The sequence below is a fragment of the Gracilibacillus suaedae genome, assembly GCF_017599345.1.
Lineage (GTDB): Bacteria > Bacillota > Bacilli > Bacillales > Amphibacillaceae > Gracilibacillus > Gracilibacillus suaedae.
In genome coordinates this window covers 189,308-212,767 of sequence record NZ_JAGFVL010000020.1, presented here as the reverse complement: position 1 = coordinate 212,767, position 23,460 = coordinate 189,308, and the positions used below count along the sequence as shown (strand labels likewise).

The window sequence follows — 23,460 nt, the reverse complement described above, 5'->3', positions numbered from 1 at the left end:
CGAACTCGTGAACAGGCACTAAAAAACAAGTTTAGATAATCTATTAGTTACGACCAGAGCGAATAATATTCTGCATCTTTTCTACATTAGGATAGTTAAACTCCTCATATTGTTGGCACACTTTTTCAAGATCATATGGAACTCGCACATGGCTTGTTTGTACTTGTCCCGCGACAATATCGACAATTACATAAGAGGCTTTAGCAACCCCGTCAAAAGGTAAACCAACACTACCTATATTAATAATGTTTTTACCTTCTACTGTACGTTGGTAAGCTTTGTGGATATGGCCATATAAATATAAATCGGCTTCTTTTTTTGTCGTGATTTTTGCTAACAGATCATTGTCCTTCATATTTGGTAAGACCACATCAAATAAACTGTCTGGAGTTGCATGGAAAGCGTGAAGACGGACTCCCTCTTCTTCTAATATTAGTTCGGTTGGCAGAGACTCTAGGTACGAAATTTGCTCTTCATTTAGTTGGTTTCTTATCCATTCTTGTTCTTGCTGCATGGTTTCCAAGGCTTGCTGTGGCACTTCACCTTCTCTAACACCTCTAACAACCCATTGATCAGCATTCCCTTTGATAACATCCGTGTTTAATCCCCGAATTAAGTTTATTGACTTGGATGGTTCAGGCCCACGATAGGCGATATCACCAAGTACGGCAATGCGATCAACCTGTTTCTTTTCGATATCATGTAACACTTCTTCCAAAGCTACAGCATTTCCGTGAATGTCCGAAATAAAAGCGAATCTCATTTTATCACCTCATCCCCATCATAAGGTATTATCTTTTGCTAAAGCAAAGATTTTGACGTTTTACAAGTGTGAAACATATAATAGTAATTATAGAGATAATTGAAATGAATCCTATACCAATGATAAAGGTGTAGGTTTTTCTTTTTACAAAATTGGGTATAACTCTAGTAAGGAGGTTATCATTATGGTTTCGTTTTTTACCAGTAACATTCCCGCCTTTATGAAAGGTGAGTTAGAAAAGTTATTTCATAAAATAAATCCTTTAATCAAAAAGAATGCTAAATATATGATGTTTGCTGTTCCGTTATTGTTTATTTCTGTGTTTAACTTAATCTTTTTCTTGTTTTTTGGTGGGTTTTCAAATGGTATGGTTGCCGTTGTAGTTGTATATGCATTAATGGCCGCAGTTGGAATGGCGTTATATAAAGAATCCAAGCACATTAAGAAAAAAATCCAACAATTAGAGTTGGAACACATCGTAACTAGAATTGAAAAAAGTGACATCTTGAATGAGCACAAAAAGAAAGATTATATTTCTCTAATAAAAGCACAACCGAAAATGGGGCTGCAAACATTTATTAATTTCTTAACAGAAGAAAATGATAGAAGAAAGATGATGGAAGAATAGGGAACAATCAAATAGATAAAAAAGAAGGGTGAGTCAAGCGCATCCTTCTATTTTTTACTTCCAAATGTTAGTTGACATCCTACTAAAATCATGAGAATATATATCTGTGTTCTTTATAAAGAAAAGAAGTAATTTTAAAGATTTGCTTAAAAAATGATAGTTTCCCACTTTATCAAGGTACTAATCATCCGCAAATCTAAGAAGTTCAGTATGGAATTAGGAGAGCTAACATTCTGATAAGTTTTGTTAACCCACAATGGGAGGGATAAATCTCCGCAATAGAACGATATACATAGCTGTTCGTTATAATGAAAAAAAGAGGAGGAACAAAAGTGGAAAGTGCATTACGAATTCTACATGTGGTGGAAAGTATGAATCAAAGTGAGGTAGGAACGATGCTGATGAATGTCTACCGTAATTTGAATCGAAGCAAAGTACAATTTGATTTTTTAACAAATGAAGAGGGAGATTATGATCAGGAAATCCATCAGTTAGGTGGTCTTATATACCGTATTCCTTCTATAAAGGAAGCAGGAATAAGAGGTTATCGCAAATCATTACGCCAATTTTTTAAAGGACATCGTTTTTACATTGTTATGCATTCGCATTTAGATCAAATGAGTATCTATCCTTTAAAAGCAGCAAAAAGAACAGGAATACCTGTTAGAGTAGCTCATAGTCATAGTACAAAAAGTAACGTAACAGGAACCATAAGGATGTTAAAAGAGATTGCTAGCTATTTAATTCCACTTTATGCCACTCATTTTTTTGCCTCTTCACCTGAAGCGGCAGAATGGTTGTTTAAAAGAAGGGCCAATCAAGCAGAAATCATGTTTAAAGCGATCGATTTAGAGCGTTTCTGCTATTCGCATTCATTGAGAGAGCAGGGAAGACAGGAACTCGGCATTATCGATAAAGAGTTTATTATTGGTCATATTGGTCGGTTTACGCCCCAAAAAAATTATCATTATTTAATAGAATTATTTGTTGGATTTCGCAGAAGGATTCCACAATCAAAATTGATATTAGTAGGAGACGGACCTTTAAGAGCAGAAATCGAAGCAAAAGTCAAGCAGTATCGTATTCAAGATCATGTGATTTTCTTAGGAGCAAAACAAGATTTAGGAAAATGGTTACAAGTCTTTGATTTGTTTATTTCTCCTTCTTTGCACGAAGGGTTACCACTAACTCTGGTAGAAGCACAAGGTGCAGGCCTGCCGATTCTTGCTTCAGACAGTATATCGAAGGAAGTTGATTTGGGAGTGGGACTAGTTCAATTCTTTCCTATAGATAATAAAAGAAAGTGGTTAGAAGCGATGTATGATGCTTATGAACACAAATCCAGAAATCCTATTGAACCCGAAATATTAATAAAAAATGGATATGATGTAGAGCAAGTAGTTCTACAAACAGAGCAAAAGTATTTGCAACTCAGAGATGATGGCATATAATGTAACACTCTCTCGAATAAAGTGTGACTTTGGTCAGTGGGGATTTAGCGAAACTTATTAGGGTGTTAGCGTCTGTTATCCCTTGTATTACTTGAAGCTAGAAGTAGGAGGCTTACAGACGTTAACAACCGTGATAAAGAAGAATATCGATAGGATTTGAGGTATAGTACAAATGATAGGGACTAATATAAACCGAATCAGAAGGAAGAAGAATTTAACTTTATCTGAGTTAGCGGAAAGAGCCGATGTTTCAAAATCTTATTTAAGTAATATCGAACGGAACTTAAATGATAACCCATCCATTCAAATTGTTGAAAAACTAGCAGAAGTATTAGGAGTTGAAGTGGTAGCGTTGTTAGGAGAAGAAAAGCCGTTTACAAAAGATGATGAATGGATCGAGTTTGTCGATAATTTAAAATCTTTAGGGATAACGAAACCAGACTTTGATGAATATCGAATCGTTTTTGAATTCATTAAATGGAAGAACCAAAAGGATGCAAAGAAGTGAAGTAAGTAAATAAATTCTTGTTAGTTTAATAAGCCACTAATTGCCTAGAAATAGTAATATTAAAAGAATCATTACATAAACCTGTATGAAGAGCAATCACTCAAGGTGAAAAATAGATGGAAAGAAGGAATGTTCATGAAAAAAGTGTTATTTATTAGTGACCCGTTAGATCTCGGGTTATCCATTGAACATCAACTATATCTTATCCACCGTCATCTTGAGCCTGATTCTGAGCCATATGTAAAATTACTCGAGAACGATTCCTTGTTTTTGCAACATCTAAATAAACAGATAACGGTAATGGTACCAATTAGTCATGTCCTCTCTTCTGCTAGAAAGGATTTCCACGATCAGCGGAATTGGTGTTTTACGTTGCAGCCTCAATCAATCCCATTGCATATTAGAAAAGCGTATTATAATTTTCCATCATTAGTCCGGTTGTATTGGAACTCTATCTGTGAGGGTATAGCGGAAAGTCATACCCATTTTGATGAGGCTGTTAGTTTATCCTCTGGTATCCCATCCTTATACTTAAGAGATAAAATACAAGCTGATAAGAAGATCTATTATTTTCCTATCAGACAGTTCAAAAAGAGCCTAGCACCTGTGATGGGTCGATTACGTCAACAGGATTTGATATACACAGCCTCACAATCGATGTATTGTGAGTTAGCGATAAATAATGATCAAATAAAGTACTATGCAGACCCTTATTATAAAGAATCACTCTGCCGTGTTTTGAAATTAGATGAAGCGATAAGGTGTCATTCGCAATATTTATCTATTCTATCAGCCAATAATCTTCAGCACAGGAGGCATATCGAAGGTTTTATTCAAATGGTCAAGTACTTGGTAAAACAGTGTATTGCTTTTAAGTGGTATTTCTATGGTGATCATCACAATGAGACACTGATCCGTAACGAGCTTAAAACTCATCAATTAGAGGATCATGTGGTGTTTGTTGGTGATATAGCCAATGTCTTTCGATATTTAGAACAAGCGGATGTCTATGTGGAATGGGAGCCACAATCTGCATTGAATTTTGAAGCAGAAACTATGGAGAAACCTATCATCTATATGAAATATGAACCAACTTATCATTTTCAACAGATCTTAAAGTTAATGAAAAAATATAAATAAAAGGCTTCGATTCGACTAGTTTTCGCGTAAAAGTCAAAAGTTCAACAAGCAATGGACAATGATAAATTAAAAAATAGTAAATTTAAACCAAAATGTTCTTTAAAACGAATAAAAAATGCGTTATAATAAAAATGTGTTAGGAGTAAAAGTAATATCTAAGTTTAATGTTATCCATAATTTAGTAAATAAGAGGAGGAAAATAGTATGACAAAGCACACGGTAGTTGTGGCAGAGTCACAAACGCTTTTTCGTGATATGATTACGAATTTCGTGGAAGATATGGAAGAGTTCCAGGTGATTGGTACACTAACAAATGGACAAGAAGTCATCAATTTTATAAAAGAGAAGGAAGTTCGTCCCTTTTTAATTTTGTTGGATATTCATATGCCGGTTATGAACGGATTAGAATGTGCAAAAAAGTTAAAGGAAATGCACCCAAATATTAAAGTCGTTTTATTATCTGCCTTTGATGACGAAGAGTCAATCGAAACAGTGTTATCTGTTTCAGCTGATGGATACATATTAAAAAGTTCGGGGTTAGATGAATTCAAAGATACGCTTCGTTTTATTATTGATGGTAAATTTGTTGCTCCTCAGACATTAGTTCAGCATTTTTCACAGCGCTTAGATTCTTTACTTAAGCTGGAAAGGGAAAGTTCATTGCAGTTTATTAAAGAACAGTTTAATAAACACAAAGATTTGAACAACCGTGAGTTGCAAATTATTCAGTTGATAAAAAAAGGTTGGACAAACCGAATGATTGCCGATCAATTAGGGATCAGTGAGGGGACAGTCAAGAATTATTTGTCGTTGATTTACAAGAAGCTTAAGATCAAAAGTCGAGTCGAACTTCTGCAAATATTGTCTGATATGACCGGCTAATCATTCTACACTTTTTCACGGTATGCTCTAGGAGAAATATCATAATATTTTTTGAAAACGCGATGGAAATAAGAGTAAGAGCCAAATCCACAATTTTGAGCAATATTTTCAAGTGTCATCGTGGTATATTTCATTTGGTTAATCGCTGCAGATATGCGAATAGATTGTGCATACTCAATTAACGTTTGGTTGACATGTTCTTTGAACAGGTGCACACACCTTGAAACGCTCAGATTGCAATGATTGGCAATGTCCTCTACTTTAAAGCCTTGTTTTGTCGCGTTTTCTTCAATAAAGCGCATCATTTTCGTTACCACATACGGACGGTATATGTCATCCGATCTTTTATCCATAGCTCTTTGTAAAGAAACACACAATGCACTGACTAAATAGTAGGTAAGTTCGCTGTTTCTTTCTTTTTTTGGACGTCTTTCCTCAATGATTAAATGATGCCAGAAATCTAATACAGCTTCATCTAATGTAATTTTTGCAAAGGTTGGAGCGTCCTTGAAGCGTTCGTCTATCCATTCCCCCTCACAATATAAATGAAAATCGCCACTTTGTTGTCCTTCCTCCACATATAACTCATAATTCTCGCTTGGTTTAATAATAAGTAAGTCACCTTTTTCCACAATACGTGTATCAGCATTTACCTTCACTTGTGACCGTCCCTCTGTTTGAAGCCGAAATAAGTATGACGCATATCGTGATTGATGGGACGTATGATAACGATAATTATGATAAGAGTAACCGCAAAAATTAATTTTCATCAGAAAATCTTCCTTTCAAATAAGTTTCGCTAACCAGCAGTGAAAACCCCACTGCAGGAAGTCTCACTTTATAGCAAAATAGTTCATGTTTTGATTATATCATTTATGTTCAAATGAATGCTCATCATTTATGATAATAAATAACTAGTATTGCAAAATGAAAAGGGTAACAATGTCAGAGTAATCTATTTTAGCCCATCATGATTTTGATTGTTAACTCTTATTCTTTACGCAAATACGAAAGGTGGAGTAGAAATTTATGAATGTTTTAATATGGAATGAATACAGACATGAACAGCAAGACGAAGAAGTAGCAAAAATTTATCCAAACGGGATTCATGAAGTAATCAAAGCGTTTTTGGAAACAGATGATATTCATGTTGAAACCGCTACATTAGATGAGCCGAATCATGGAATTACCGATGAGAAGTTAGCCAAAACAGATGTCATGCTATGGTGGGGACATTTAGCTCATCATGAGGTAGCAGATGAAATAGTGGATAAAGTTCATAAGCGTGTACTTGAAGGAATGGGATTAATTGTCCTTCATTCTGGTCATTTCTCGAAAATCTTTCAGAAATTAATGGGGACTGGCTGTGACTTAAAATGGCGTGAAGCAGATGAGAAGGAAAGAATGTGGGTGGTCAATCCATCTCATCCGATTGTCGAAGGGATTGGTGAATATATTGAAATAGTAAAAGAAGAAATGTATGGAGAACATTTTGATATCCCTGCACCAGATGAATTAGTGCTTGTCAGCTGGTTTGAAGGTGGGGAAGTGTTCCGCTCCGGTTGTACTTATCGAAGAGGACATGGCAAAGTCTTTTATTTCCGACCAGGTCATGAGGCATATCCGACATATTACCATCAAGATGTTCAAAAAGTAATTCAAAATGCCGTAAGGTGGGCTAAGCCAACAACAAGGAAATTTTCCAGCTATGGAAATGCACAACCACTAGAAAAAATAAAGTGAGACTATGATCAGTGGGTTTTTTATCACTACTGATCATTAGCACCGTAATCAAACAAAAATCATAAAGGGAGATGGAATCTATGGATAAATTAAAAGTTGCCGTAATTGGCTGTGGAAGTATTGCAATTCATCGTCATTTACCAGAATACCAGGCAAATCCTTTTGTAGAAATTGTTGCTGTCTGTGATGTTAAGGAGGAGCGTGCTCAGTCAACAGCATCTGAATATAACGCACAAGCGTATACGGATTATAAACAAGCGATAACAGACTCCGACGCAGATCTTGTGAGTGTTTGTTTACCGAACTATTTGCATGCACCTGTCTCTGTATTTGCTGCTGAACAAGGAAAACATGTTTTATGTGAAAAACCGATGGCAACTTCCGAAGAAGAGGCAAAGCAAATGATTGATGCCAGCAATAAAGCAGGGAAAAAATTAATGATCGCACATAATCAACGCTTCGTGCCTAGCCATGAAAAAGCGAAACAATTAATTGCAAATGGTGAGATTGGGAAAGTGTACAGCTTCCGTACTACATTTGGTCATGGTGGACCAGAGGGTTGGAGTATCGATGGAAAGGAGAGCTGGTTTTTCCGTAAAGAAGAGGCATTTATTGGTGCGTTAGGTGACCTTGGCGTACATAAAGCAGATGTCATTCGTTATATTTTAGGAACAGAATTTACTGAAGTAGCAGCTATGGTCGAATCATCTGCTAAAGAGAACAGTGATGTTGATGATCAAGCGGTCACCATTTTGCGCAGTGAGAAGGGCATTATTGGTACTTTAACAGCAAGCTGGGCTTATGGAGCAGGGGAAGACAATTCAACTGTCATTTATGGAGAGAAAGGAATGCTTCGCCTTGAAGATGATCCTGCTTATAGCTTAATAGCAACCTATACAGATGGGTCAAAAGTCAATTATGAGCTTGGCCAAATCCAAACAAATGACAGCGGTGGCCAAACGTCTTCAGGTGTTGTTGATCATTTTGTTGATAGTGTACGAAATGATTCCAAACCATTAATAGATGGGGAAGAAGGCTATAAATCATTGCAGATTATTTTGGCCGCATTAGAAGCGAATGAAACGAAGAAAAATATAACTTTATAGAAGGAGGAGACAGTGATGAAACTTGGAGTATTTACGGTGCTTTTTGCAGAAAAAAACTTCGAAGAGATGTTGGACCATGTGAAAGCAAGCGGGTTAGATGCCGTGGAAATTGGAACTGGTGGCTACCCGGGAGATGCACACTGCAAAATTGATGAACTTTTGGAAGATGAGGTAAAACGCGAGCATTATTTGCAAGAAGTTAAAGATAGAGGGTTAACGATTAGTGCTTTTAGCTGTCATGGAAATCCACTAACACCGGATAAGCAATTTGCGAAAGAAAGTGATCAGATTCTTCGTAAAACAATTGAACTTGCTGGTCTTACTGGTGTACCTGTTGTCAACTGTTTTTCGGGAACTCCAGGTGACCAAGAAAACGCTAAAGCACCAAACTGGCCTGTCGCACCATGGCCAACAGAATATGCAGATGTTCTAGAATGGCAATGGGAACAAAAGTTGGTACCATACTGGAAAGAAATTGGTGAACTAGCTGAACAACATAACGTTAAAATTGGGATTGAACTACATGCTGGATTTTTAGTACACACACCATACACGATGCTGAAGCTTCGTGACAAAACAAGTCCAGCGATTGGAGCTAACTTGGATCCAAGTCATTTATGGTGGCAAGGGATCGATCCAGTTGCAGCGATTAAAATTTTAGGAAAAGAAAATGCGATCCACCATTTCCATGCAAAAGATACTTACATTGATCAGGATAATGTCAATATGTATGGTCTAGCAGATATGCAGCCATATGGCAACATTCAAACAAGAGCATGGAATTTCCGCTCTGTCGGATGTGGTCATGGTTTAGAAGAATGGTCTAACATGATTAGTGCTCTTCGAACGTTTGGCTATGATTATGTTGTAAGTATTGAGCATGAAGATCCTATCATGTCCATTGATGAGGGATTTGCTCGTGCTGTAGATAATTTAAAAGCAGTAAATATTAAAGAAAGCCCGGCAGAGATGTGGTGGGCGTAAGGAAAGGAAGTCACTGATGACAAAGTTAAAAGTTGCACTGATTGGTGCAGGAGGTATTGCGACCGATGTCCATATTCCTGCTTATCGAAAAGTGCCAGAACAAGTGGAAATTGTAGCGGTCGCAGATGTCGCTTATGACAAAGCAAAAGCAGTGGCAAGTGAACATGGTATTCAAGCAGCATTTGACAATTATCACACCATGTTAAGAGAAACAGAGATTGATGCTGTCAGCGTTTGTGTACCAAATAAATTTCATAAAGAGGCAGCGATTGCCGCATTGGAATCAGGCTGTCATGTTTTATGCGAAAAACCACCAGCAATGAATCAAGAAGAAGCAAAAGAAATGGAAGAGGCGCGGGTAACATCAGGTAAATTGTTGATGTATGGTTTTCATTATCGTTTTCAATCAGAGACACAGGCAGCCAAACGTTTTATCGATGCAGGCGAGCTCGGTGAGATTTATTCCGGACGTGTGCAGGCAATTAGACGACGTGGCATTCCTGGCTGGGGAGTATTTACCAACAAAGAATTGCAAGGTGGCGGTCCATTAATCGATATTGGGGTCCATATGCTAGATACAGCTTTATATTTAATGGGATACCCAGAGCCTGCCGTAGTCCTCGGTCAGACACATCAACAGCTAGGGACGAAAAAAGGTGTAGGCTTATTAGGGGAATGGGATTATCAAAACTATACTGTCGAAGATATGGCGGTAGGAATGATAACTTTTAAAAATGGTGCATCACTAGTTTTAGAATCAGCATTTGCTGCTAATGTGGAAAAACGTGATACCATGCAAGTTTCACTAATGGGTAATCAAGGTGGAGCCGATATTTTTCCGTTAAAAATGTATCAGGAAAAGCATGATACTTTAATTGATATTACACCTGCTTATTTACCAGAAATAAATGCTCATCAAACAGAAATTCATGCTTTTGTTGCAGACTGCATCGAAGGTAATATCACAGATCGTTATGCGAAGCAAGGTACCAATATTCAAAAAATTATCGACGGACTTTACCAATCAGCTGAAACCGGTAAGGCTGTATATTTATAGGGAGGCGTAACATATGGGGAAAATTGCAATTCAATTGTATTCAGTACGAGATCATACTTCAAAAGATTTTTTAGGTACTTTACGTAAATTGGGTGAAATGGGTTATGAGGCAGTACAGTTTGCCGGATTTTTTGATACACCTGCAAACGAATTGAAGCAAGTAATGGATGAAGCCGGATTAGTTGCTGCTGGCAGTCATATGCCTTTTGACAGTTTAACAGGTGATCAACTAGAGGCTTCGTTAACCTATAATAAAACAATTGGTAATGATTTGATTATTTGTCCGATATTACCGGAAGAATTAAGGACTGATGAAGGTGCCTATTACCGTGCCGCAGAAGAATTAAATGAGATTGGACGAAAATGCGCCGATGCTGGATTCACTTTTGCGTATCATAATCATAATATGGAATTTTTCGATCTTGGTAATGGAAAAAGAGGTTTTGACATTCTTTTTGAGGAAACAGATCGTGAGTATGTAAAGATGGAGCTAGATTGTTACTGGGCAACACATGCTGGGGTAGATCCCTTACAAACGATCAAAGCATATGAGGATCTAGTTGTGTCCTTACACATTAAAGATATGACAGTAGAAAATGATGAAAAACGCAGCATTGAAATTGGAAAAGGTTCATTAGATATCGCAACATTATGGGAAACAGGCGAATCTGTCGGTGTTGATTGGTATGTAATTGAACAAGAACAATTCGATGGAGATCCGCTCGAAAGTGCTGAAGAGAATGTTGTTAATTTGAAAAAAGTGATTAATAAATAAGAAATGAAACTCCTCATTCATAAATGAGGAGTTTTTCTGTCCCACTAGCAAACCCTATTACTTCTATATCACAATCCCAATAAAAATCAGTTTATTTGTGCAATCGTTTTCCTTAAAATAACTAGAAAAAACCTAAAATAAATTATTCTTGATTTAATATAGTTTATATTTTAGAATATATCTGTGCAAACGTTTGAACAAATAAAGATAAAGGGGACAATATTTTATGGGGAAGTTTATGTCATTTGATTTCTGGCAGAAACTTGGAAAGGCTTTACTGGTTGTTGTAGCCGTTATGCCTGCTGCTGGTATTATGATTTCATTAGGTAAATTAGTTGCCATGACTGGTGATGATATTTCTTTATTATTAAGTGTTGGTAATGTGATGGAACAATTAGGTTGGGCAATAATTGAAAACCTTCACGTATTATTTGCCGTAGCGATTGGTGGATCATGGGCGAAAGAACGAGCTGGAGGAGCTTTTGCAGCATTATTAGCATTTGTTCTCATTAATCGTGTAACCGGTGCAATTTTTGGTGTTTCAGGAGAAATGGTTAATGATTCTGAAGCATTAGCTACTTCATTATTAGGCAGTGAATTAGTTGTATCTGATTATTTTACGATGATCTTAGGAGCCCCTGCTTTAAATATGGGGGTATTTGTTGGGATTATATCTGGTTTTATAGGTGCAAGTATCTTTAATAAATATTATAATTTTAATAAGTTACCACAAGCATTAGCCTTTTTTAATGGAAAGCGCTTTGTACCATTTGTAGTTATTTTATGGTCGGTTATAGTAGGTGTTGTATTATCCTTTGTATGGCCTTTCATCCAGGGTTTACTTAACGACTTTGGTCGTTGGATTGCGACTTCACGAGATTCAGCTCCTATCATAGCACCTTTTATATTTGGTACGTTAGAGCGGTTATTACTACCTTTTGGGTTACATCATATGTTGACAGTGCCAATTAACTATACAGAATTAGGTGGTACCTATACAATTATGTCTGGTGCAAACGAAGGAAGTGTTGTTGCTGGACAAGATCCTTTGTGGTTAGCTTGGATTTCAGACTTAAATAACTTACTTGCTGCTGGTGATGTAAATGCATATAACCAGTTATTGCAAGACGTTACTCCTGCACGATTTAAGATGGGACAAATGATTTTAAGTTCAGCTGGATTGATTGCTGCGGCGTTAGCGATGTATAAAAATGTAGATAAAGATAAAAAAGCAAAATATAAATCGATGTTTTTGTCAGCAGGACTTGCTGTATTTTTAACAGGGGTAACAGAGCCAATTGAATTTATGTTTATGTTTGCTGCGCCATTATTGTATGTTGTCTATGCTGTTATAGCCGGATTAAGTTTTGCAGTTGTAGATATTATTGATTTACGTATCCATGCTTTCGGTAATATTGAGTTACTGACACGATTGCCCATGACGATCAATGCTGGATTAATACAAGATGTGCTTAATTTTGTTATTGTATGTGTCGTATTCTTTGTTTTAAACTATGTAGTTTTCAACTTTTTAATCAAAAAAATGAACTTACCAACACCAGGGCGTGCTGGTAATTATACAGATGATGATGGGGCTGAGCATAAAGCAGAAAAGACATCGAAGAATGAAGGTAATAATTCTACTGCGGGCCAAATTGTTGCACTTTTAGGTGGAGAAGATAACATTGAAGATGTGGACGCTTGTATGACAAGGCTTCGTGTTACGGTTAAAAATATTGAAGAAGTAAAAAAAGAAGAGGAATGGAAGAAGACAGGAGCAATTGGACTAGTGCTTAAAGATCGCGGTGTTCAAGCGATTTACGGACCAAAAGCGGATGTCATGAAATCAGAGGTTCAAGATTATTTAGGAGGCTAACATGCGCTTATTAACGTTAAATTGTCATTCGTGGCAAGAAGAGGATCAACTCACAAAAATCGCTTCATTAGCAAAAACAATCGTTGAAAAAGAGTATGATGTCATAGCCTTACAAGAGGTGAGTCAGAAGGAATCATCTAATCTTGTAGATGGTCAAATTCGTGAGGATAACTACGGGCAAGTTGTTTTAAATGAGATGGAACTATTAGGTGAAACAAGATATCAATTGGAGTGGGTCAGTGCTCACCAAGCATTTGATGAGTATGAGGAAGGTCTTGCAATTATTACGAAGCACCCAATAAAACATGTAGAAAAGTATTATCTTACCAAGTCTACAGATTATTATTTCTGGAAAACAAGAGTTGCATTAGTAGTAGATGTTGAAATGGATGCTAGTGTACAAACATTCATTTCTTGTCATCTAGGCTGGTGGAATGATGAAGAAGAGCCAAGTCACTATCAATTGGATCAGTTAATGAGTGTTGCTAGTAGAGGCAATCGAGTATTTTTACTAGGCGATTTTAATAGCGAAGCAGAAAAGCGTGAGGAAGGTTATGATTATCTTATTTCCAAAGGTTGGAAAGATACATATAACTTAGCTACCGAACGAGATAGCGGTGTTACTGTTCGTGGTGAAATTGCTGGATGGAAAGGGAATGGCAAGGATAAACGGATTGATTTCATTTTTGTTAATGAACCGATTCATGTAAAATCGTCCAACGTCATTTTCAATGGTAAGAATAGTAAGGTTATCTCGGACCATTATGGGGTAGATGTAATAATAGACGAACTAAATAGGAGGGGCTAAAACATGTTAAAGAACCTATTTAAGAAAAAAGAAGCCAATACAGATTTGATTGCGCCATTAACTGGAAAATTACTGCCGTTGGAACAAGTGCCAGATCAAGTGTTCTCGCAAAAAATGATGGGAGATGGCATCGCGATTGAACCAACAGGTGATCAAGTTGTGTCACCAATAGATGGAGAAGTAGTGGATGTATTTAAGACAAAACATGCGATTAACCTGAAAACCGATGGTGGAGCTGAAATTTTAGTACACATGGGTCTTGAAACCGTTGAATTAGATGGAAAAGGTTTTGATATTCAAGTAGAGAATGGTCAAAAGGTAAGAAAAGGAGATCTATTAGCTACATTTGATATTGATGCGGTTGCAGGGGAAGGATATAAAACAGTGACGCCTATTATTTTATTGAATGGTGAAGATTTTGCGTTGAGCAATGTCGCGAGTGAACAAGATGTCGAATGCGGAAAAGACATTTTATTTCATATTGAAAAAAAGTAACTTAATATGTCCGGTTTAGAGATGCAAAACTGTAAACAGCAAACAAAAATGAGGTGCAATTCGCACCTCATTTTAAATGTGATCAATATATGATTGCGTTCTCTATTTTAAGTGATCTGATATTAAGAACTGAAGAAGTTGCAAATAAAGACAGGGAATCTGCAAATAAACAAGTCGACTTGCAAATAAATCCCGACAAATGCAAATAAACTAGTAGAGTTGCCAATAAATCTTGGAACCTGCAACAAAAAAGGGAGAACAACAATTAGAACGTAATATCTACTTTAGGTCTCACCTGCATCATAATCTTTGTCACATATTGCTCCTCGCTGTTTTTAACGACAGTGTCATAAATATATTCTTCTAAAACATAATCTCCTAACTCTAAATTTAATCGATTCATCTCTAACAAAAGTCGTTTATATGTGTGGTGGATTTTCTTATCCTCCCCTATATGGTAGCCGATTAAAAAGTCACCTGTTATCGTCTTGAAATATGGGCTATCCTTCTGAGAATGAAGTTGCTTTATATATAAATAACTATAATTAGTAAACTCCCCCTTTAGCACTTGTTCTCTCTTAGTTAAGCCACCGATAGGATATCCGGTATCAAGATGTGATTTGTATAATTCATCTACAAAGTCTGAGAACACTTCAAAAAATTTTTCATCCGAAATATTTTCGATATTTTTGCTTAAATAATATGTTTGTTCTGGTAATCGTTCAACACTGACTTGATCAAAATCTATACTCGATGCTTTACTCATTAATTCAATTTGTGCATCGATCATATTCTCTTTCATTTCTATTTCCATTCGTTGTTTCGCTACTTTTTCTTTCTGTTGATGCATGATTGCTAAGAATTTTTCAGGTGATTTATGTTCAACATATTGACGAATATCATGTAATGACATACCCAGATCCTTTAGTAAAGCAATGACAGAAAATAACTCTAATTGGCGAATGGAATAATAGCGATAGCCTTTTTCATTTTTTAGTACAGGTGATAAAAGTCCGATTTGATCGTAATAAAAAAGTGTTTGCTTGTTTACTTTGCAAAGTTTGGCAAATTCACCTGTTGTGAAATATTTAATATTTTTTTCAGTCATTTTTTCAACACTCCAGTCTTGACTATATAGTTACTATATACCATAAGATGATTTAGTACACAACAATTAGAAATGGAGAAATGACAATGAAACAATCTATCTTTCGAAATCGCACATATATGTTATTGTTAGTTGCAGGTGTTTTTGCGATCGTTGGCTTTAGTATGTTTCTGACAACGACCTCTTGGTATATCATCAATGTATTAAGTTCACCTGGCATCTTAGGAATTGCTTTAATTACGGCAACAGTGCCACGTTTACTATTAATTACTTTTGGTGGAGTATTGGCAGATAAGTACAAAAAAACAACAATTATGTTTGGTACTAACTTGCTACAAGCACTAGTACTTTTTTGTATTTATTGGCTTGTGGCAAGTGACTCGATGACACTAGCTTTATTATTCGTTACGGTAGGTTTATTTGGTATGCTGGATGCATTTTTTGGTCCAGCTAGCTCATCACTGATACCGAAAGTAGTGGAAAAATCGCAATTACAGCAAGCAAACGCTTATTTCCAAGGTATAGATCAAATATCTTTTATTATCGGTCCAATCCTTGCAGGTGTAATCATGGAAACTAGCTCGATAGCGACTAGTTACTTTGTGGCAACTATATTGGTTTTGTTATCTGCTCTCGTAGTTTTTCCACCTTTTATTAAGGAAGGACCAGTTGAGTATAAGGGTGATCAGAGCACATTAGAAGATTTCCGTGAAGGTATTGCCTATATGAAATCTTCTACATTCTTATTAACAGGGATTATTGTGTTGATCACGTTAAATTTCTTTGTATTTGGTGGACTGCAAATTGCTATGCCTTTGTTAGTTGACCTTCTTGGCGGGACACCGATTAATTTAAGTTTGATGGAGGTTAGCTTAGGGGTTGGTATGGTAATTGGCACGCTGATGATGAGTTTTGTAAAAGTGAAGCGTAAAGGATTTACATCGCTAATGGGGCTTATGGCTTCATTACTTTTCTTCATTATTTTTAGTATTGCAACTAATTTAATGCTTCTGACAACTATCTTGTTTTTCATCGGATTTTCGATTGCATTTGTGTTTATCCCTTTTTTCACAGCAGTTCAAGAAAATACCGAAAATCGAATCATGGGGCGAGTGATGAGCATTATCTTCTTAGCGATGAATGGTTTTGATCCAATTGCATATGGTGTTGTAAGTGCGTTAGCTTCAGCAGGAATGAATATCCAGTTCATTTTGCTTGCCGCTGGAATGATAGGCATGGTTATTGCTGTTTGGGTATGGTGGAAAGGAAAAGCATTTGTTAGAGCTTATTAACCATAATCTAAACAAGGCGATCATCAAAGATCGTCTTGTTTTGTATAAACTATTTTGGAATATTATGTTAGTATTAAATCATTGAAGAAGATATCATTTTGAAGTAGTGAATGTCTATATAAACCAAGCGGAGGAGATGAGATAGAATGATTCACGCTAAAGAGGTTTTATTAGATCAGTTGTTGGCAAACGTAAATGATCGAAGCTGGTATGCTTCTTTTGAAGAAGCAGTTGACGACATTTCAAATGAGGAAGCCTTTTGGAAACCTGATAAAGAGAGTCATAGTATCGCAGAAATTGTACAACATCTTATTTACTGGAATGAAGTTTGGCAAATCAGGTATGAAAATTCCGATTTTAATGCTCAACAATCTCTAGCGGATAATGCGGATAGTTTTCATATACCCGAAAACAGGAGTTTCCCAGAGCTTAAAGAGAGATTAATAAAGGTGCTATTACGCTGGCAAGAATTGATTACGGAAGAGAATCTGGAATCCAGCGTTAATGGTTTTCCAGTAAAAGCTGAGTGGTGGGCATTAATTGCAAATGCAACCACGCATAATGCTTATCATATCGGACAAATAACTTACATACGTAAAATGAATAAGGAGTAGTTATATTTGGTGAAGGGGTAACAGTCTAATGAAACCTTAGACTAGATTTAAAGTTTGTGTAGAATAACAATCAAAAATGAAAGCGTATTAAAAATAGAAGGAAATCAGGGAGGGAGTATTTTCATGTTTTATCGCAGGAAGTTTTACATTGTGAAAAAAGAATTTGTAGAAATCTTTAATTCTCATTTCCATAACACCAATTTGTCGAACCAATTAAAACATGGAGCACGATTGGTTGGCCGCTGGATGAAGGAAAATGATGATGATACGGTAGAAATTTTTGCTATATGGGAATATGATACTTATGAAGAATACTTAAATATTGAGTCCAAAGTAAGAAGTGATAAAGCCCATGTTAAAAGAGTTCAAGACTGGTATCAAAAAAATGGTGGTAGAGAACGTGTATTTAATGATTATTTCTTGGAAGTTAAGAACGAAGCGATCGAATCCACAGTGAAGGGGAGTGAGTCAACAACCCGTGATTAAACCACGAGTTGTTGACAGATAATCAACAGTTCTCAATCAACTTACTTTATTTTTTGTTAGCCTTAATCAATCCATCAATTAATTCCCAAATTAATCCTACGACTAGAAGAACTAAAATCCATAATGTAGATTGATTCCAAATCATACTTACAGTTCTATATCCATCACTATTTTCAGTAATTACACCTGCTTGTGTAAGCTCAAGCAGAAAATCAGGGTTCCAAAATGCGTTTCCATTTATCATAAATAATACAGCTATAGTTGAAATCACATTAACTATTGCTATATAAGTGACTAGCTTGTAGGTCCACTTACCGTATATGAGCTTAAGGCATTCTTTTGTTATTCCAATACCCATAATAAGAATAAGGAACAACAAGGAAGTAGTATATGTTTCGTTATTTAAAAACGGAACCACATCAGAAAATCCATCTTGAAAAATCCAGACCCCAAGGTATTCATTAGAAAAAACAAACATGATGATTAATAACGTATAAAATGTAATACTCACTATTGGCTCACAGTACTTGATTTGCCTTTTTTCATCGGGAATGGGGGCTAAATCCGATGGCTTCCATTCTGTTCCAATCTCTAAATCTTTTGCTTTAATGTCCCCGAAATGGTCCGCGATTGCAAAGCCAAATGTTGTCCAGCCAAAAGCTGCTGGAAGAGCGGTAACAAAAGCGACAATCAATTCGACGAAATGATCCAGAATGGTAACTGGATTTATGATGGTTTTGATAATGAAAGTGATAGATATTGCAATGGCAGTTGAGATTAAGACAATTTTTAATACCAACATGTAGCTATCAAATAATTCTGGTCCAATTAGATAGTTTTTCGTTCCTTTATATTTTTGAGCCAATTGCCTCGGATTTCCTAGTTCCATTAATACTTCTTCCACATCATTAACTGTAACATTCTCACCTTGGACTCGTTCCTCCAACATATCCTCAATTAAACTGCGCAGTTCTTCTGCAATATCCTTCCTTTGTGATTGAGGGAGCTTCTGAGTGACAGCATAAATATAACGGTCAATCATCTCCATCCTTTTTGCCTCCTTTACTGTCAATAACATTACTCATGCTTTCTACAATTTGTTGCCATTCAACGATCAACAGTTCATAAACTTCTTTACCTGTTTCACTTAATAAGTAATATTTACGTGGTCTTGTTTCCTCTGTGTCCCATTTACTTTCCAGTAGTCCTTGTTTTTCTAGTCTTCTTAAAAGTGGATAAAGTGTCCCAGGTTCTACGTGAATTCCTTTCTCCTCCAACATGGTGACAAGTGAATAGCCATACTGCGGTTCAGATAGTTGACTTAACACACTAATCGTAATTGTGCCCCGTCGCAATTCTTGCAATAGTTTATCCAAATATTCATTCGCATCTTTCATCTTATCAACTCCTACATGTACTATACTGTATGTCGCACACTATTGTAAAGTGAAAAATATAATATGTCTCAAAATATTTGTGAATAACCATGCTTTCAAGAAAAGTAGGAGAGGACCTACATAAGTTTCTACAGGTAAAATTAATGTTCAAGACCGTGATGAAACAATGATGGATTAGGTATTACGATGATGAATATTCATTTTATGATGTTGAGCCTGACCAAGAAGATTTAGCTGAATTCTTAAACCAAGAGAAACGTGGCACTACGTCTTTTTCTGTAACAAAAGAAAATGATTTGATTGGCTTTTTGAGTATAAATAGGATTGATACACAACGCTTGATATTGGCTTGGGAATGAGACCAGATTTAACGGGATTAGGAAAAAGGGGAAGGCTTTTTAAGAAAATGTGTAGGTTTTCTTCACGCTGAATATGAACCATTAAAAATAACCTTATCAGTCGCAACATTTAATAAAAGGGCGATTAAAGTTTATAAAAAAGTTGGATTTATAGGAATAAAAACATTTATGCAAGAAACAAATGGTAGTACATTTGAATTTCTTAAAATGGAATATAAAAAACGAGGAGGGGAAGGAAGAAATGGACTTAAGAGATAAAAATAATTTTGTCTACGAAGGAATTCTACATTCATGGTTATGTGATAGCGATGTATTTTATGATGTTTCTTCGTCGTACTTCTGTCAAAATCGTTTGCTAATAGAAGCTCTGAATAAAAAAGGTCACTTCTGGTATTTTATGTTAAAATGAACCAAAGAATTATTACTTAAGGATGTAAGGTGGATATATGAGGAAGATAATAAAATTTACACTCGGGATTTGTTTCATATTATATTTATTTGTATTGATCATACTATTATTTTTTGAAAACAGAGGAGATACAGGCACAAACCTGTCTTTGATAGAATACATAAAGAGTACTTCGAATTTCATACCGTTTAACACCATAAATTTTTATATCCAGGCAATGTTAAATGAAACTTTAAATATAAATATAGTTATCCGAAATATTATTGGTAACATCATAGCTTTTATGCCAATGGGTGTGTTCCTACCGCTTTTCATAAGGAAATTAAATAGCGTAACTAGGTTCACCTTTTTCATGATTGTACTTATATTATGTATTGAAACAACCCAAGCACTTACAAGAAGAGGAAGTTTTGATATAGATGATTTAATTCTTAACGTGTTTGGTGCTTTGGTAGCTTTTACTATTTGGAGATCCAATATTGTTCAGAAACTTGTATCTCAGTGATACGGCATATTTGGAAAAGGGAGCAGCATTTACAAACTTGAATTATCTTTAACTGTGACTGATAGAATGATTCTCCATATTAGGATTAAACTTATTTAGAGGGTGAGAAAGTGAAAAACGAAAAGCTCATCAAAAAATATGATAAACAGGCTAAGATGTATGAAAATAATCGTGCGAATCAAAAGCTTGCTCGATGGAGAAATAAAATAATAAAAAACGCATACGGAAAAGTCTTGGAGGTAGGAATTGGAGCGGGAGCAAACTTTCCCTATTATGATAGGAATAATGTTGAAGTAACAGGGGTTGATTTTAGTTCAGAGATGATCAAGAGTGCCAAGAGAACAGCCTCACATCTTCAGGTTAAAGCTAATTTTATTCAAGCAGATATTGATGAGCTGGTTTTCGAAGCCAACTCTTTTGATTGTATCGTATCAACGCTTTCACTTTGTAGTTATCCCGCTCCAATTGTTACATTAAATAAATTTAATAATTGGTGCCGCGAAGATGGGAATATCTTATTAATGGAACATGGATTAAGTTCAAATAGATTTCTTTCCTTTGGTCAAAATTTGATTGATCCTCTACATAAAAAGATTTCTGGATGTCATTGTAACAGAAATATCAATGAGATAATCGGAAATTCTCAGCTTCAAGTCAATCATATCGAACGTTATTGGTCAGATATCATCTATTTAATATGGGCGAAGCCAGTTCGATTATAATTAGGTCACTTGTTCTACAGGGACAGAAAGGTTTAAAAGAGTCACAGAAGGGGGGATTAAATGTCAAACCATAAAAATGAAGAAATACTATCAGGAGGAAATGTCTCTAACGTTTATCGTTCGGGAAATACAGTACGAAGAGAGTTAAAGAAAGAAAGTCCAAACATTCATAAATTACTTAAGCATCTGGAAGCTAAGGGTTTCAGTTATGCACCTAGGTTTTTAGGGATTGATGAGAAAGGGAGAGAAATTTTATCTTTTATTGAAGGGGAAGCTGGTAATTACCCTGTAAAAGAGTACATGTGGTCTGATGATGTCTTGGTAGAAATAGCAAAAATACTCCGTCTTTATCATGATTCTGTGAGTGATTTCTCATATGATAGCTGGCAACCAATCGATAACACTCCTCAACCATTTGAAGTACTATGCCATAATGACTTTGCAATATACAACATTATATTTCATCAGGAAAGACCAATAGGTATTATTGATTTTGATGTTACTGGACCTGGTCCAAAGCTTTGGGACATGGCTTACACTCTTTATACCTGCATCCCCCTAAGTAGATTTTATCTTTCTGAAAAAGGCGAGAAAGTTTATTATAATTCATCACAGCATGCTAAGTGTATAAAGGAAAGAGTTAGAATTTTCTTTGAAGCTTATGGGGAAAGGATGGAAGAAGAGTATTTAGAAATGGTACTACTCCGTTTAGAAGGGTTATGTAAAACTATTATAAGAAAAGCCAGTGAAGGAGATACAGCATTTCAAAATATGATTAATGATGGACATCTTTCTCACTATCAATACGATATTCAATTTATTCGTGATCATGGGAAAGAGTGGGTTTAAGATAAGTTTTTGTGAGGCGAGTGGATATTTAAAAACGAATCTTTTTCGCTCTAGTCCAGAAAAGGCATAAAGAATATTCTAATTCCATATGCCTTTTCTATTTTTGAATAAAAACCTTAGATCAGTTATTCTACTGTTGATCTCGTGCTTCATCTTTAATTTCTTCTCTCATACCTGAAATCGCTTCTTCTCTACGACGATTTTTCTCGATAATTTTTTCTTTTTCTTCTGATGAAGCAAACTGCATCGTCTCGTGTGCTTCTTCCATATTTTCTATTGTATCTTGTACCTTATGTTGTAATTTTTCAACATTATCTGAACGATCATCTGGATTTGGCTGGTTCTGTTGCTTTGTCACTTTCATTCCTCCTTTATATATTATTAATTCTATTATGAGTAAGCTGGAAAATAATATGTATGCACTATGTTTCATCACTTCAAAGAAGAGCAATCAATGTTATGGTATTTTATGTTAAAATGGACTCTAACTAAACGATAGTGTAATTGAAGACTTTATTGAAGGATGTGCTTAGTGATGATATTAGTAAGTTCTTGTTTAGCAGGACTTGAGGTAAGGTATAATGGAACGCATAGTTTAAACAAAAAAATACAACAATTAGTGGAAGCGAAGGAAGCTATTACGATTTGTCCTGAATTGCTAGGTGGATTTTCAACACCTAGAGAACCTGCTGAAATTATTGGTGGGGATGGTGAAGATGTATTAAACGGAAAGGCTCATGTTGTGGAGAAATCAGGTAAAGATGTTACAGAGCTTTATTTAAAAGGAGCATACGCTACTTTAGAAAAAGCTAAAAAAATAAATGCAAAAGTGGTCGTTCTTAAAGAAAACAGTCCATCTTGTGGCAGTTCAACGATTTACAATGGTGAATTTATCGGTAAGAAAATGGCAGGGAATGGTGTTACATCTGCTTTATTAAAAAGACACGCTATACAAGTTATATCAGAAGAGCAGTTTGTTGAAGGTTCTTATTAGGTTAACGATGGTGATAGACATAAAACAAAAGGCTACGCAGCTGATATCCATTACTGAATAATTGACATAGCTTGGACATATCTTCTTGAATGGAGGAGGTATGTTCATGAAAGTATTAGTTCTTCGCAAGCATTATTAGAATGAGATCGATTAGAGATGGGTATATAGGAGTAAAGCATAATCTTATCCCTTTTTCTACTATTGCAACCTATCTGTTTAATTATAATAGTTATAATCCAACTATTTGGTTTTATAATACTTTTGGCAATATCTTATTATTTGTCCCCCTCGGATTTTTGTTTCTTATTTGATCGACAAAGCTAAAAGAATCGTTTTTAACAATTGGTTTCACTTTTTTATTAAGTTTAACGATTGAAATCATGCAACTTATTACCAAATTAGGTGTTTTTGACGTAGATGATCTTATTCTAAATACATTAAGCGGATACATAGGTTTTAGGCTTTTAACTTTATTTAAGAAAAAAGCTTAGAGATCAATTATCCCTAAG

Annotated in this window: 27 protein-coding genes and 1 pseudogene; 22 read left to right on the top strand and 6 right to left on the bottom strand. The window is 35.6% G+C overall.

Translation table 11 applies throughout. The annotated features are described in order from the left end of the window. Window positions 1–43: 43 nt before the first annotated feature. Window positions 44–763 (bottom strand): metallophosphoesterase family protein, encoded by a 720-nt coding sequence (locus J5J03_RS05210; RefSeq protein WP_208586920.1) that lies wholly within the window; start codon window positions 761–763, stop codon window positions 44–46. Window positions 764–947: 184 nt separating this feature from the next. Between J5J03_RS05210 and J5J03_RS05205 the strand changes: the two genes are divergently transcribed. The 5 genes from J5J03_RS05205 (at window position 948) to J5J03_RS05185 (ending at window position 5,372) form a co-directional block, all read left to right on the top strand. After that, complete coding sequence (locus J5J03_RS05205; RefSeq protein ID WP_208586918.1) at window positions 948–1,391, top strand: DUF5392 family protein; 444 nt, start codon at window positions 948–950, stop codon at window positions 1,389–1,391. A 332-nt stretch (window positions 1,392–1,723) separates the two neighbouring features. Continuing rightward, window positions 1,724–2,842, top strand: a complete 1,119-nt coding sequence (locus tag J5J03_RS05200) for a glycosyltransferase family 1 protein (protein WP_208586916.1) — start codon at window positions 1,724–1,726, stop codon at window positions 2,840–2,842. Between the two features lie 172 nt (window positions 2,843–3,014). After that, window positions 3,015–3,350, top strand: coding sequence for a helix-turn-helix domain-containing protein (locus J5J03_RS05195; protein WP_208586914.1), 336 nt, complete (start codon window positions 3,015–3,017; stop codon window positions 3,348–3,350). Window positions 3,351–3,485: 135 nt separating this feature from the next. Next, window positions 3,486–4,490, top strand: a complete 1,005-nt coding sequence (locus tag J5J03_RS05190) for a glycosyltransferase family 4 protein (protein WP_208586912.1) — start codon at window positions 3,486–3,488, stop codon at window positions 4,488–4,490. 204 nt (window positions 4,491–4,694) lie between these two features. Continuing rightward, the gene (locus J5J03_RS05185; protein ID WP_208586910.1) at window positions 4,695–5,372 is read left to right on the top strand and encodes a response regulator; all 678 of its coding nucleotides are present in this window, start codon (window positions 4,695–4,697) and stop codon (window positions 5,370–5,372) included. Between the two features lie 5 nt (window positions 5,373–5,377). Here J5J03_RS05185 and J5J03_RS05180 read toward each other — a convergent pair whose 3' ends face one another. Continuing rightward, entirely contained in the window at window positions 5,378–6,142 is a 765-nt protein-coding gene (locus J5J03_RS05180) for a helix-turn-helix transcriptional regulator (RefSeq protein WP_208586908.1), read from the bottom strand. Between the two features lie 259 nt (window positions 6,143–6,401). Here J5J03_RS05180 and J5J03_RS05175 point away from each other — a divergent pair, with 259 nt between their 5' ends. From J5J03_RS05175 to J5J03_RS05140, 8 genes are all read left to right on the top strand, one after another. Next, entirely contained in the window at window positions 6,402–7,115 is a 714-nt protein-coding gene (locus J5J03_RS05175; RefSeq protein WP_208586905.1) for a ThuA domain-containing protein, read from the top strand. Between the two features lie 80 nt (window positions 7,116–7,195). Next, entirely contained in the window at window positions 7,196–8,221 is a 1,026-nt protein-coding gene (locus tag J5J03_RS05170) for a Gfo/Idh/MocA family protein (protein ID WP_208586904.1), read from the top strand. A 15-nt stretch (window positions 8,222–8,236) separates the two neighbouring features. Beyond that, on the top strand, window positions 8,237–9,205 hold the full coding sequence (locus tag J5J03_RS05165) for a sugar phosphate isomerase/epimerase family protein (RefSeq protein WP_208586902.1): 969 nt from the start codon (window positions 8,237–8,239) through the stop codon (window positions 9,203–9,205). Window positions 9,206–9,221: 16 nt separating this feature from the next. After that, window positions 9,222–10,262: a Gfo/Idh/MocA family protein gene (locus J5J03_RS05160; protein ID WP_208586900.1), complete on the top strand. Its 1,041-nt coding sequence runs from the start codon at window positions 9,222–9,224 to the stop codon at window positions 10,260–10,262. 13 nt (window positions 10,263–10,275) lie between these two features. Beyond that, window positions 10,276–11,037, top strand: a complete 762-nt coding sequence (locus J5J03_RS05155; protein ID WP_208586898.1) for a sugar phosphate isomerase/epimerase family protein — start codon at window positions 10,276–10,278, stop codon at window positions 11,035–11,037. 226 nt (window positions 11,038–11,263) lie between these two features. Further along, entirely contained in the window at window positions 11,264–12,913 is a 1,650-nt protein-coding gene (locus tag J5J03_RS05150; RefSeq protein ID WP_208586896.1) for a PTS transporter subunit IIBC, read from the top strand. A 1-nt stretch (window position 12,914) separates the two neighbouring features. Continuing rightward, on the top strand, window positions 12,915–13,721 hold the full coding sequence (locus tag J5J03_RS05145) for an endonuclease/exonuclease/phosphatase family protein (protein ID WP_208586894.1): 807 nt from the start codon (window positions 12,915–12,917) through the stop codon (window positions 13,719–13,721). Window positions 13,722–13,724: 3 nt separating this feature from the next. Continuing rightward, window positions 13,725–14,216, top strand: coding sequence for a PTS sugar transporter subunit IIA (locus J5J03_RS05140; RefSeq protein WP_208586892.1), 492 nt, complete (start codon window positions 13,725–13,727; stop codon window positions 14,214–14,216). Between the two features lie 265 nt (window positions 14,217–14,481). Here the strand turns inward: J5J03_RS05140 and J5J03_RS05135 are convergent, their stop codons facing one another. Further along, complete coding sequence (locus J5J03_RS05135; RefSeq protein WP_208586890.1) at window positions 14,482–15,324, bottom strand: MerR family transcriptional regulator; 843 nt, start codon at window positions 15,322–15,324, stop codon at window positions 14,482–14,484. Window positions 15,325–15,410: 86 nt separating this feature from the next. Between J5J03_RS05135 and J5J03_RS05130 the strand changes: the two genes are divergently transcribed. The 3 genes from J5J03_RS05130 to J5J03_RS05120 all read left to right on the top strand — a co-directional run bounded on the left by J5J03_RS05130 (window position 15,411) and on the right by J5J03_RS05120 (window position 17,716). Continuing rightward, a complete protein-coding gene (locus tag J5J03_RS05130) occupies window positions 15,411–16,616 on the top strand; it encodes an MFS transporter (RefSeq protein WP_208586882.1) in 1,206 nt (401 codons plus the stop codon). A 146-nt stretch (window positions 16,617–16,762) separates the two neighbouring features. Beyond that, on the top strand, window positions 16,763–17,230 hold the full coding sequence (locus J5J03_RS05125; RefSeq protein WP_208586880.1) for a DinB family protein: 468 nt from the start codon (window positions 16,763–16,765) through the stop codon (window positions 17,228–17,230). 123 nt (window positions 17,231–17,353) lie between these two features. After that, window positions 17,354–17,716 carry an NIPSNAP family protein gene (locus J5J03_RS05120; protein WP_208586878.1) on the top strand — a complete coding sequence of 121 codons (363 nt, stop codon included), beginning with the start codon at window positions 17,354–17,356 and terminating at the stop codon, window positions 17,714–17,716. Window positions 17,717–17,762: 46 nt separating this feature from the next. Here J5J03_RS05120 and J5J03_RS05115 read toward each other — a convergent pair whose 3' ends face one another. Together J5J03_RS05115 and J5J03_RS05110 are read right to left on the bottom strand one after the other, a co-directional pair. After that, a complete protein-coding gene (locus J5J03_RS05115) occupies window positions 17,763–18,764 on the bottom strand; it encodes an HAAS signaling domain-containing protein (RefSeq protein ID WP_208586876.1) in 1,002 nt (333 codons plus the stop codon). Continuing rightward, window positions 18,751–19,113, bottom strand: coding sequence for a PadR family transcriptional regulator (locus tag J5J03_RS05110; protein WP_208586874.1), 363 nt, complete (start codon window positions 19,111–19,113; stop codon window positions 18,751–18,753). Before J5J03_RS05110 ends, J5J03_RS05115 begins: the two co-directional genes overlap by 14 nt. A gap of 173 nt (window positions 19,114–19,286) precedes the next feature. Here J5J03_RS05110 and J5J03_RS21945 point away from each other — a divergent pair. The 4 genes and pseudogenes from J5J03_RS21945 (at window position 19,287) to J5J03_RS05095 (ending at window position 21,957) form a co-directional block, all read left to right on the top strand. Beyond that, window positions 19,287–19,730 (top strand): annotated as a pseudogene (locus J5J03_RS21945) (GNAT family N-acetyltransferase). A 188-nt stretch (window positions 19,731–19,918) separates the two neighbouring features. After that, a complete protein-coding gene (locus J5J03_RS05105) occupies window positions 19,919–20,386 on the top strand; it encodes a VanZ family protein (RefSeq protein ID WP_208586872.1) in 468 nt (155 codons plus the stop codon). A 110-nt stretch (window positions 20,387–20,496) separates the two neighbouring features. Further along, window positions 20,497–21,108, top strand: coding sequence for a class I SAM-dependent methyltransferase (locus J5J03_RS05100; RefSeq protein WP_208586870.1), 612 nt, complete (start codon window positions 20,497–20,499; stop codon window positions 21,106–21,108). Window positions 21,109–21,168: 60 nt separating this feature from the next. Further along, window positions 21,169–21,957, top strand: coding sequence for a phosphotransferase (locus tag J5J03_RS05095; RefSeq protein WP_208586868.1), 789 nt, complete (start codon window positions 21,169–21,171; stop codon window positions 21,955–21,957). Window positions 21,958–22,087: 130 nt separating this feature from the next. Here the strand turns inward: J5J03_RS05095 and tlp are convergent, their stop codons facing one another. Then, window positions 22,088–22,321, bottom strand: a complete 234-nt coding sequence (tlp, locus tag J5J03_RS05090) for a small acid-soluble spore protein Tlp (RefSeq protein ID WP_208586866.1) — start codon at window positions 22,319–22,321, stop codon at window positions 22,088–22,090. Between the two features lie 171 nt (window positions 22,322–22,492). On the opposite strand from tlp, the gene J5J03_RS05085 reads away from it, so the two are divergent. Continuing rightward, window positions 22,493–22,951, top strand: a complete 459-nt coding sequence (locus J5J03_RS05085) for a DUF523 domain-containing protein (protein ID WP_208587090.1) — start codon at window positions 22,493–22,495, stop codon at window positions 22,949–22,951. Window positions 22,952–23,292: 341 nt separating this feature from the next. Continuing rightward, complete coding sequence (locus J5J03_RS22335; protein ID WP_208587088.1) at window positions 23,293–23,442, top strand: VanZ family protein; 150 nt, start codon at window positions 23,293–23,295, stop codon at window positions 23,440–23,442. Window positions 23,443–23,460 lie beyond the last annotated feature (18 nt).

Excerpts from the sequence above, each read along its gene's own strand:
- J5J03_RS05135 (WP_208586890.1), bottom strand. The coding sequence starts at position 15,324 with ATGACTGAAAAAAATATTAAATATTTCACAACAGGTGAATTTGCCAAA.
- J5J03_RS05085 (WP_208587090.1), top strand. The coding sequence starts at position 22,493 with ATGATATTAGTAAGTTCTTGTTTAGCAGGACTTGAGGTAAGGTATAAT.
- J5J03_RS05140 (WP_208586892.1), top strand. The coding sequence starts at position 13,725 with ATGTTAAAGAACCTATTTAAGAAAAAAGAAGCCAATACAGATTTGATT.
- J5J03_RS05175 (WP_208586905.1), top strand. The coding sequence starts at position 6,402 with ATGAATGTTTTAATATGGAATGAATACAGACATGAACAGCAAGACGAA.
- J5J03_RS05160 (WP_208586900.1), top strand. The coding sequence starts at position 9,222 with ATGACAAAGTTAAAAGTTGCACTGATTGGTGCAGGAGGTATTGCGACC.
- J5J03_RS05190 (WP_208586912.1), top strand. The coding sequence starts at position 3,486 with ATGAAAAAAGTGTTATTTATTAGTGACCCGTTAGATCTCGGGTTATCC.
- J5J03_RS05205 (WP_208586918.1), top strand. The coding sequence starts at position 948 with ATGGTTTCGTTTTTTACCAGTAACATTCCCGCCTTTATGAAAGGTGAG.
- J5J03_RS05120 (WP_208586878.1), top strand. The coding sequence starts at position 17,354 with ATGTTTTATCGCAGGAAGTTTTACATTGTGAAAAAAGAATTTGTAGAA.
- tlp (WP_208586866.1), bottom strand. The coding sequence starts at position 22,321 with ATGAAAGTGACAAAGCAACAGAACCAGCCAAATCCAGATGATCGTTCA.
- J5J03_RS05115 (WP_208586876.1), bottom strand. The coding sequence starts at position 18,764 with ATGGAGATGATTGACCGTTATATTTATGCTGTCACTCAGAAGCTCCCT.
- J5J03_RS05105 (WP_208586872.1), top strand. The coding sequence starts at position 19,919 with ATGAGGAAGATAATAAAATTTACACTCGGGATTTGTTTCATATTATAT.
- J5J03_RS05165 (WP_208586902.1), top strand. The coding sequence starts at position 8,237 with ATGAAACTTGGAGTATTTACGGTGCTTTTTGCAGAAAAAAACTTCGAA.
- J5J03_RS05185 (WP_208586910.1), top strand. The coding sequence starts at position 4,695 with ATGACAAAGCACACGGTAGTTGTGGCAGAGTCACAAACGCTTTTTCGT.
- J5J03_RS05195 (WP_208586914.1), top strand. The coding sequence starts at position 3,015 with ATGATAGGGACTAATATAAACCGAATCAGAAGGAAGAAGAATTTAACT.
- J5J03_RS05125 (WP_208586880.1), top strand. The coding sequence starts at position 16,763 with ATGATTCACGCTAAAGAGGTTTTATTAGATCAGTTGTTGGCAAACGTA.
- J5J03_RS05170 (WP_208586904.1), top strand. The coding sequence starts at position 7,196 with ATGGATAAATTAAAAGTTGCCGTAATTGGCTGTGGAAGTATTGCAATT.
- J5J03_RS05145 (WP_208586894.1), top strand. The coding sequence starts at position 12,915 with ATGCGCTTATTAACGTTAAATTGTCATTCGTGGCAAGAAGAGGATCAA.
- J5J03_RS05210 (WP_208586920.1), bottom strand. The coding sequence starts at position 763 with ATGAGATTCGCTTTTATTTCGGACATTCACGGAAATGCTGTAGCTTTG.
- J5J03_RS05095 (WP_208586868.1), top strand. The coding sequence starts at position 21,169 with ATGTCAAACCATAAAAATGAAGAAATACTATCAGGAGGAAATGTCTCT.
- J5J03_RS05110 (WP_208586874.1), bottom strand. The coding sequence starts at position 19,113 with ATGAAAGATGCGAATGAATATTTGGATAAACTATTGCAAGAATTGCGA.
- J5J03_RS05180 (WP_208586908.1), bottom strand. The coding sequence starts at position 6,142 with ATGAAAATTAATTTTTGCGGTTACTCTTATCATAATTATCGTTATCAT.
- J5J03_RS05130 (WP_208586882.1), top strand. The coding sequence starts at position 15,411 with ATGAAACAATCTATCTTTCGAAATCGCACATATATGTTATTGTTAGTT.
- J5J03_RS05155 (WP_208586898.1), top strand. The coding sequence starts at position 10,276 with ATGGGGAAAATTGCAATTCAATTGTATTCAGTACGAGATCATACTTCA.
- J5J03_RS05150 (WP_208586896.1), top strand. The coding sequence starts at position 11,264 with ATGGGGAAGTTTATGTCATTTGATTTCTGGCAGAAACTTGGAAAGGCT.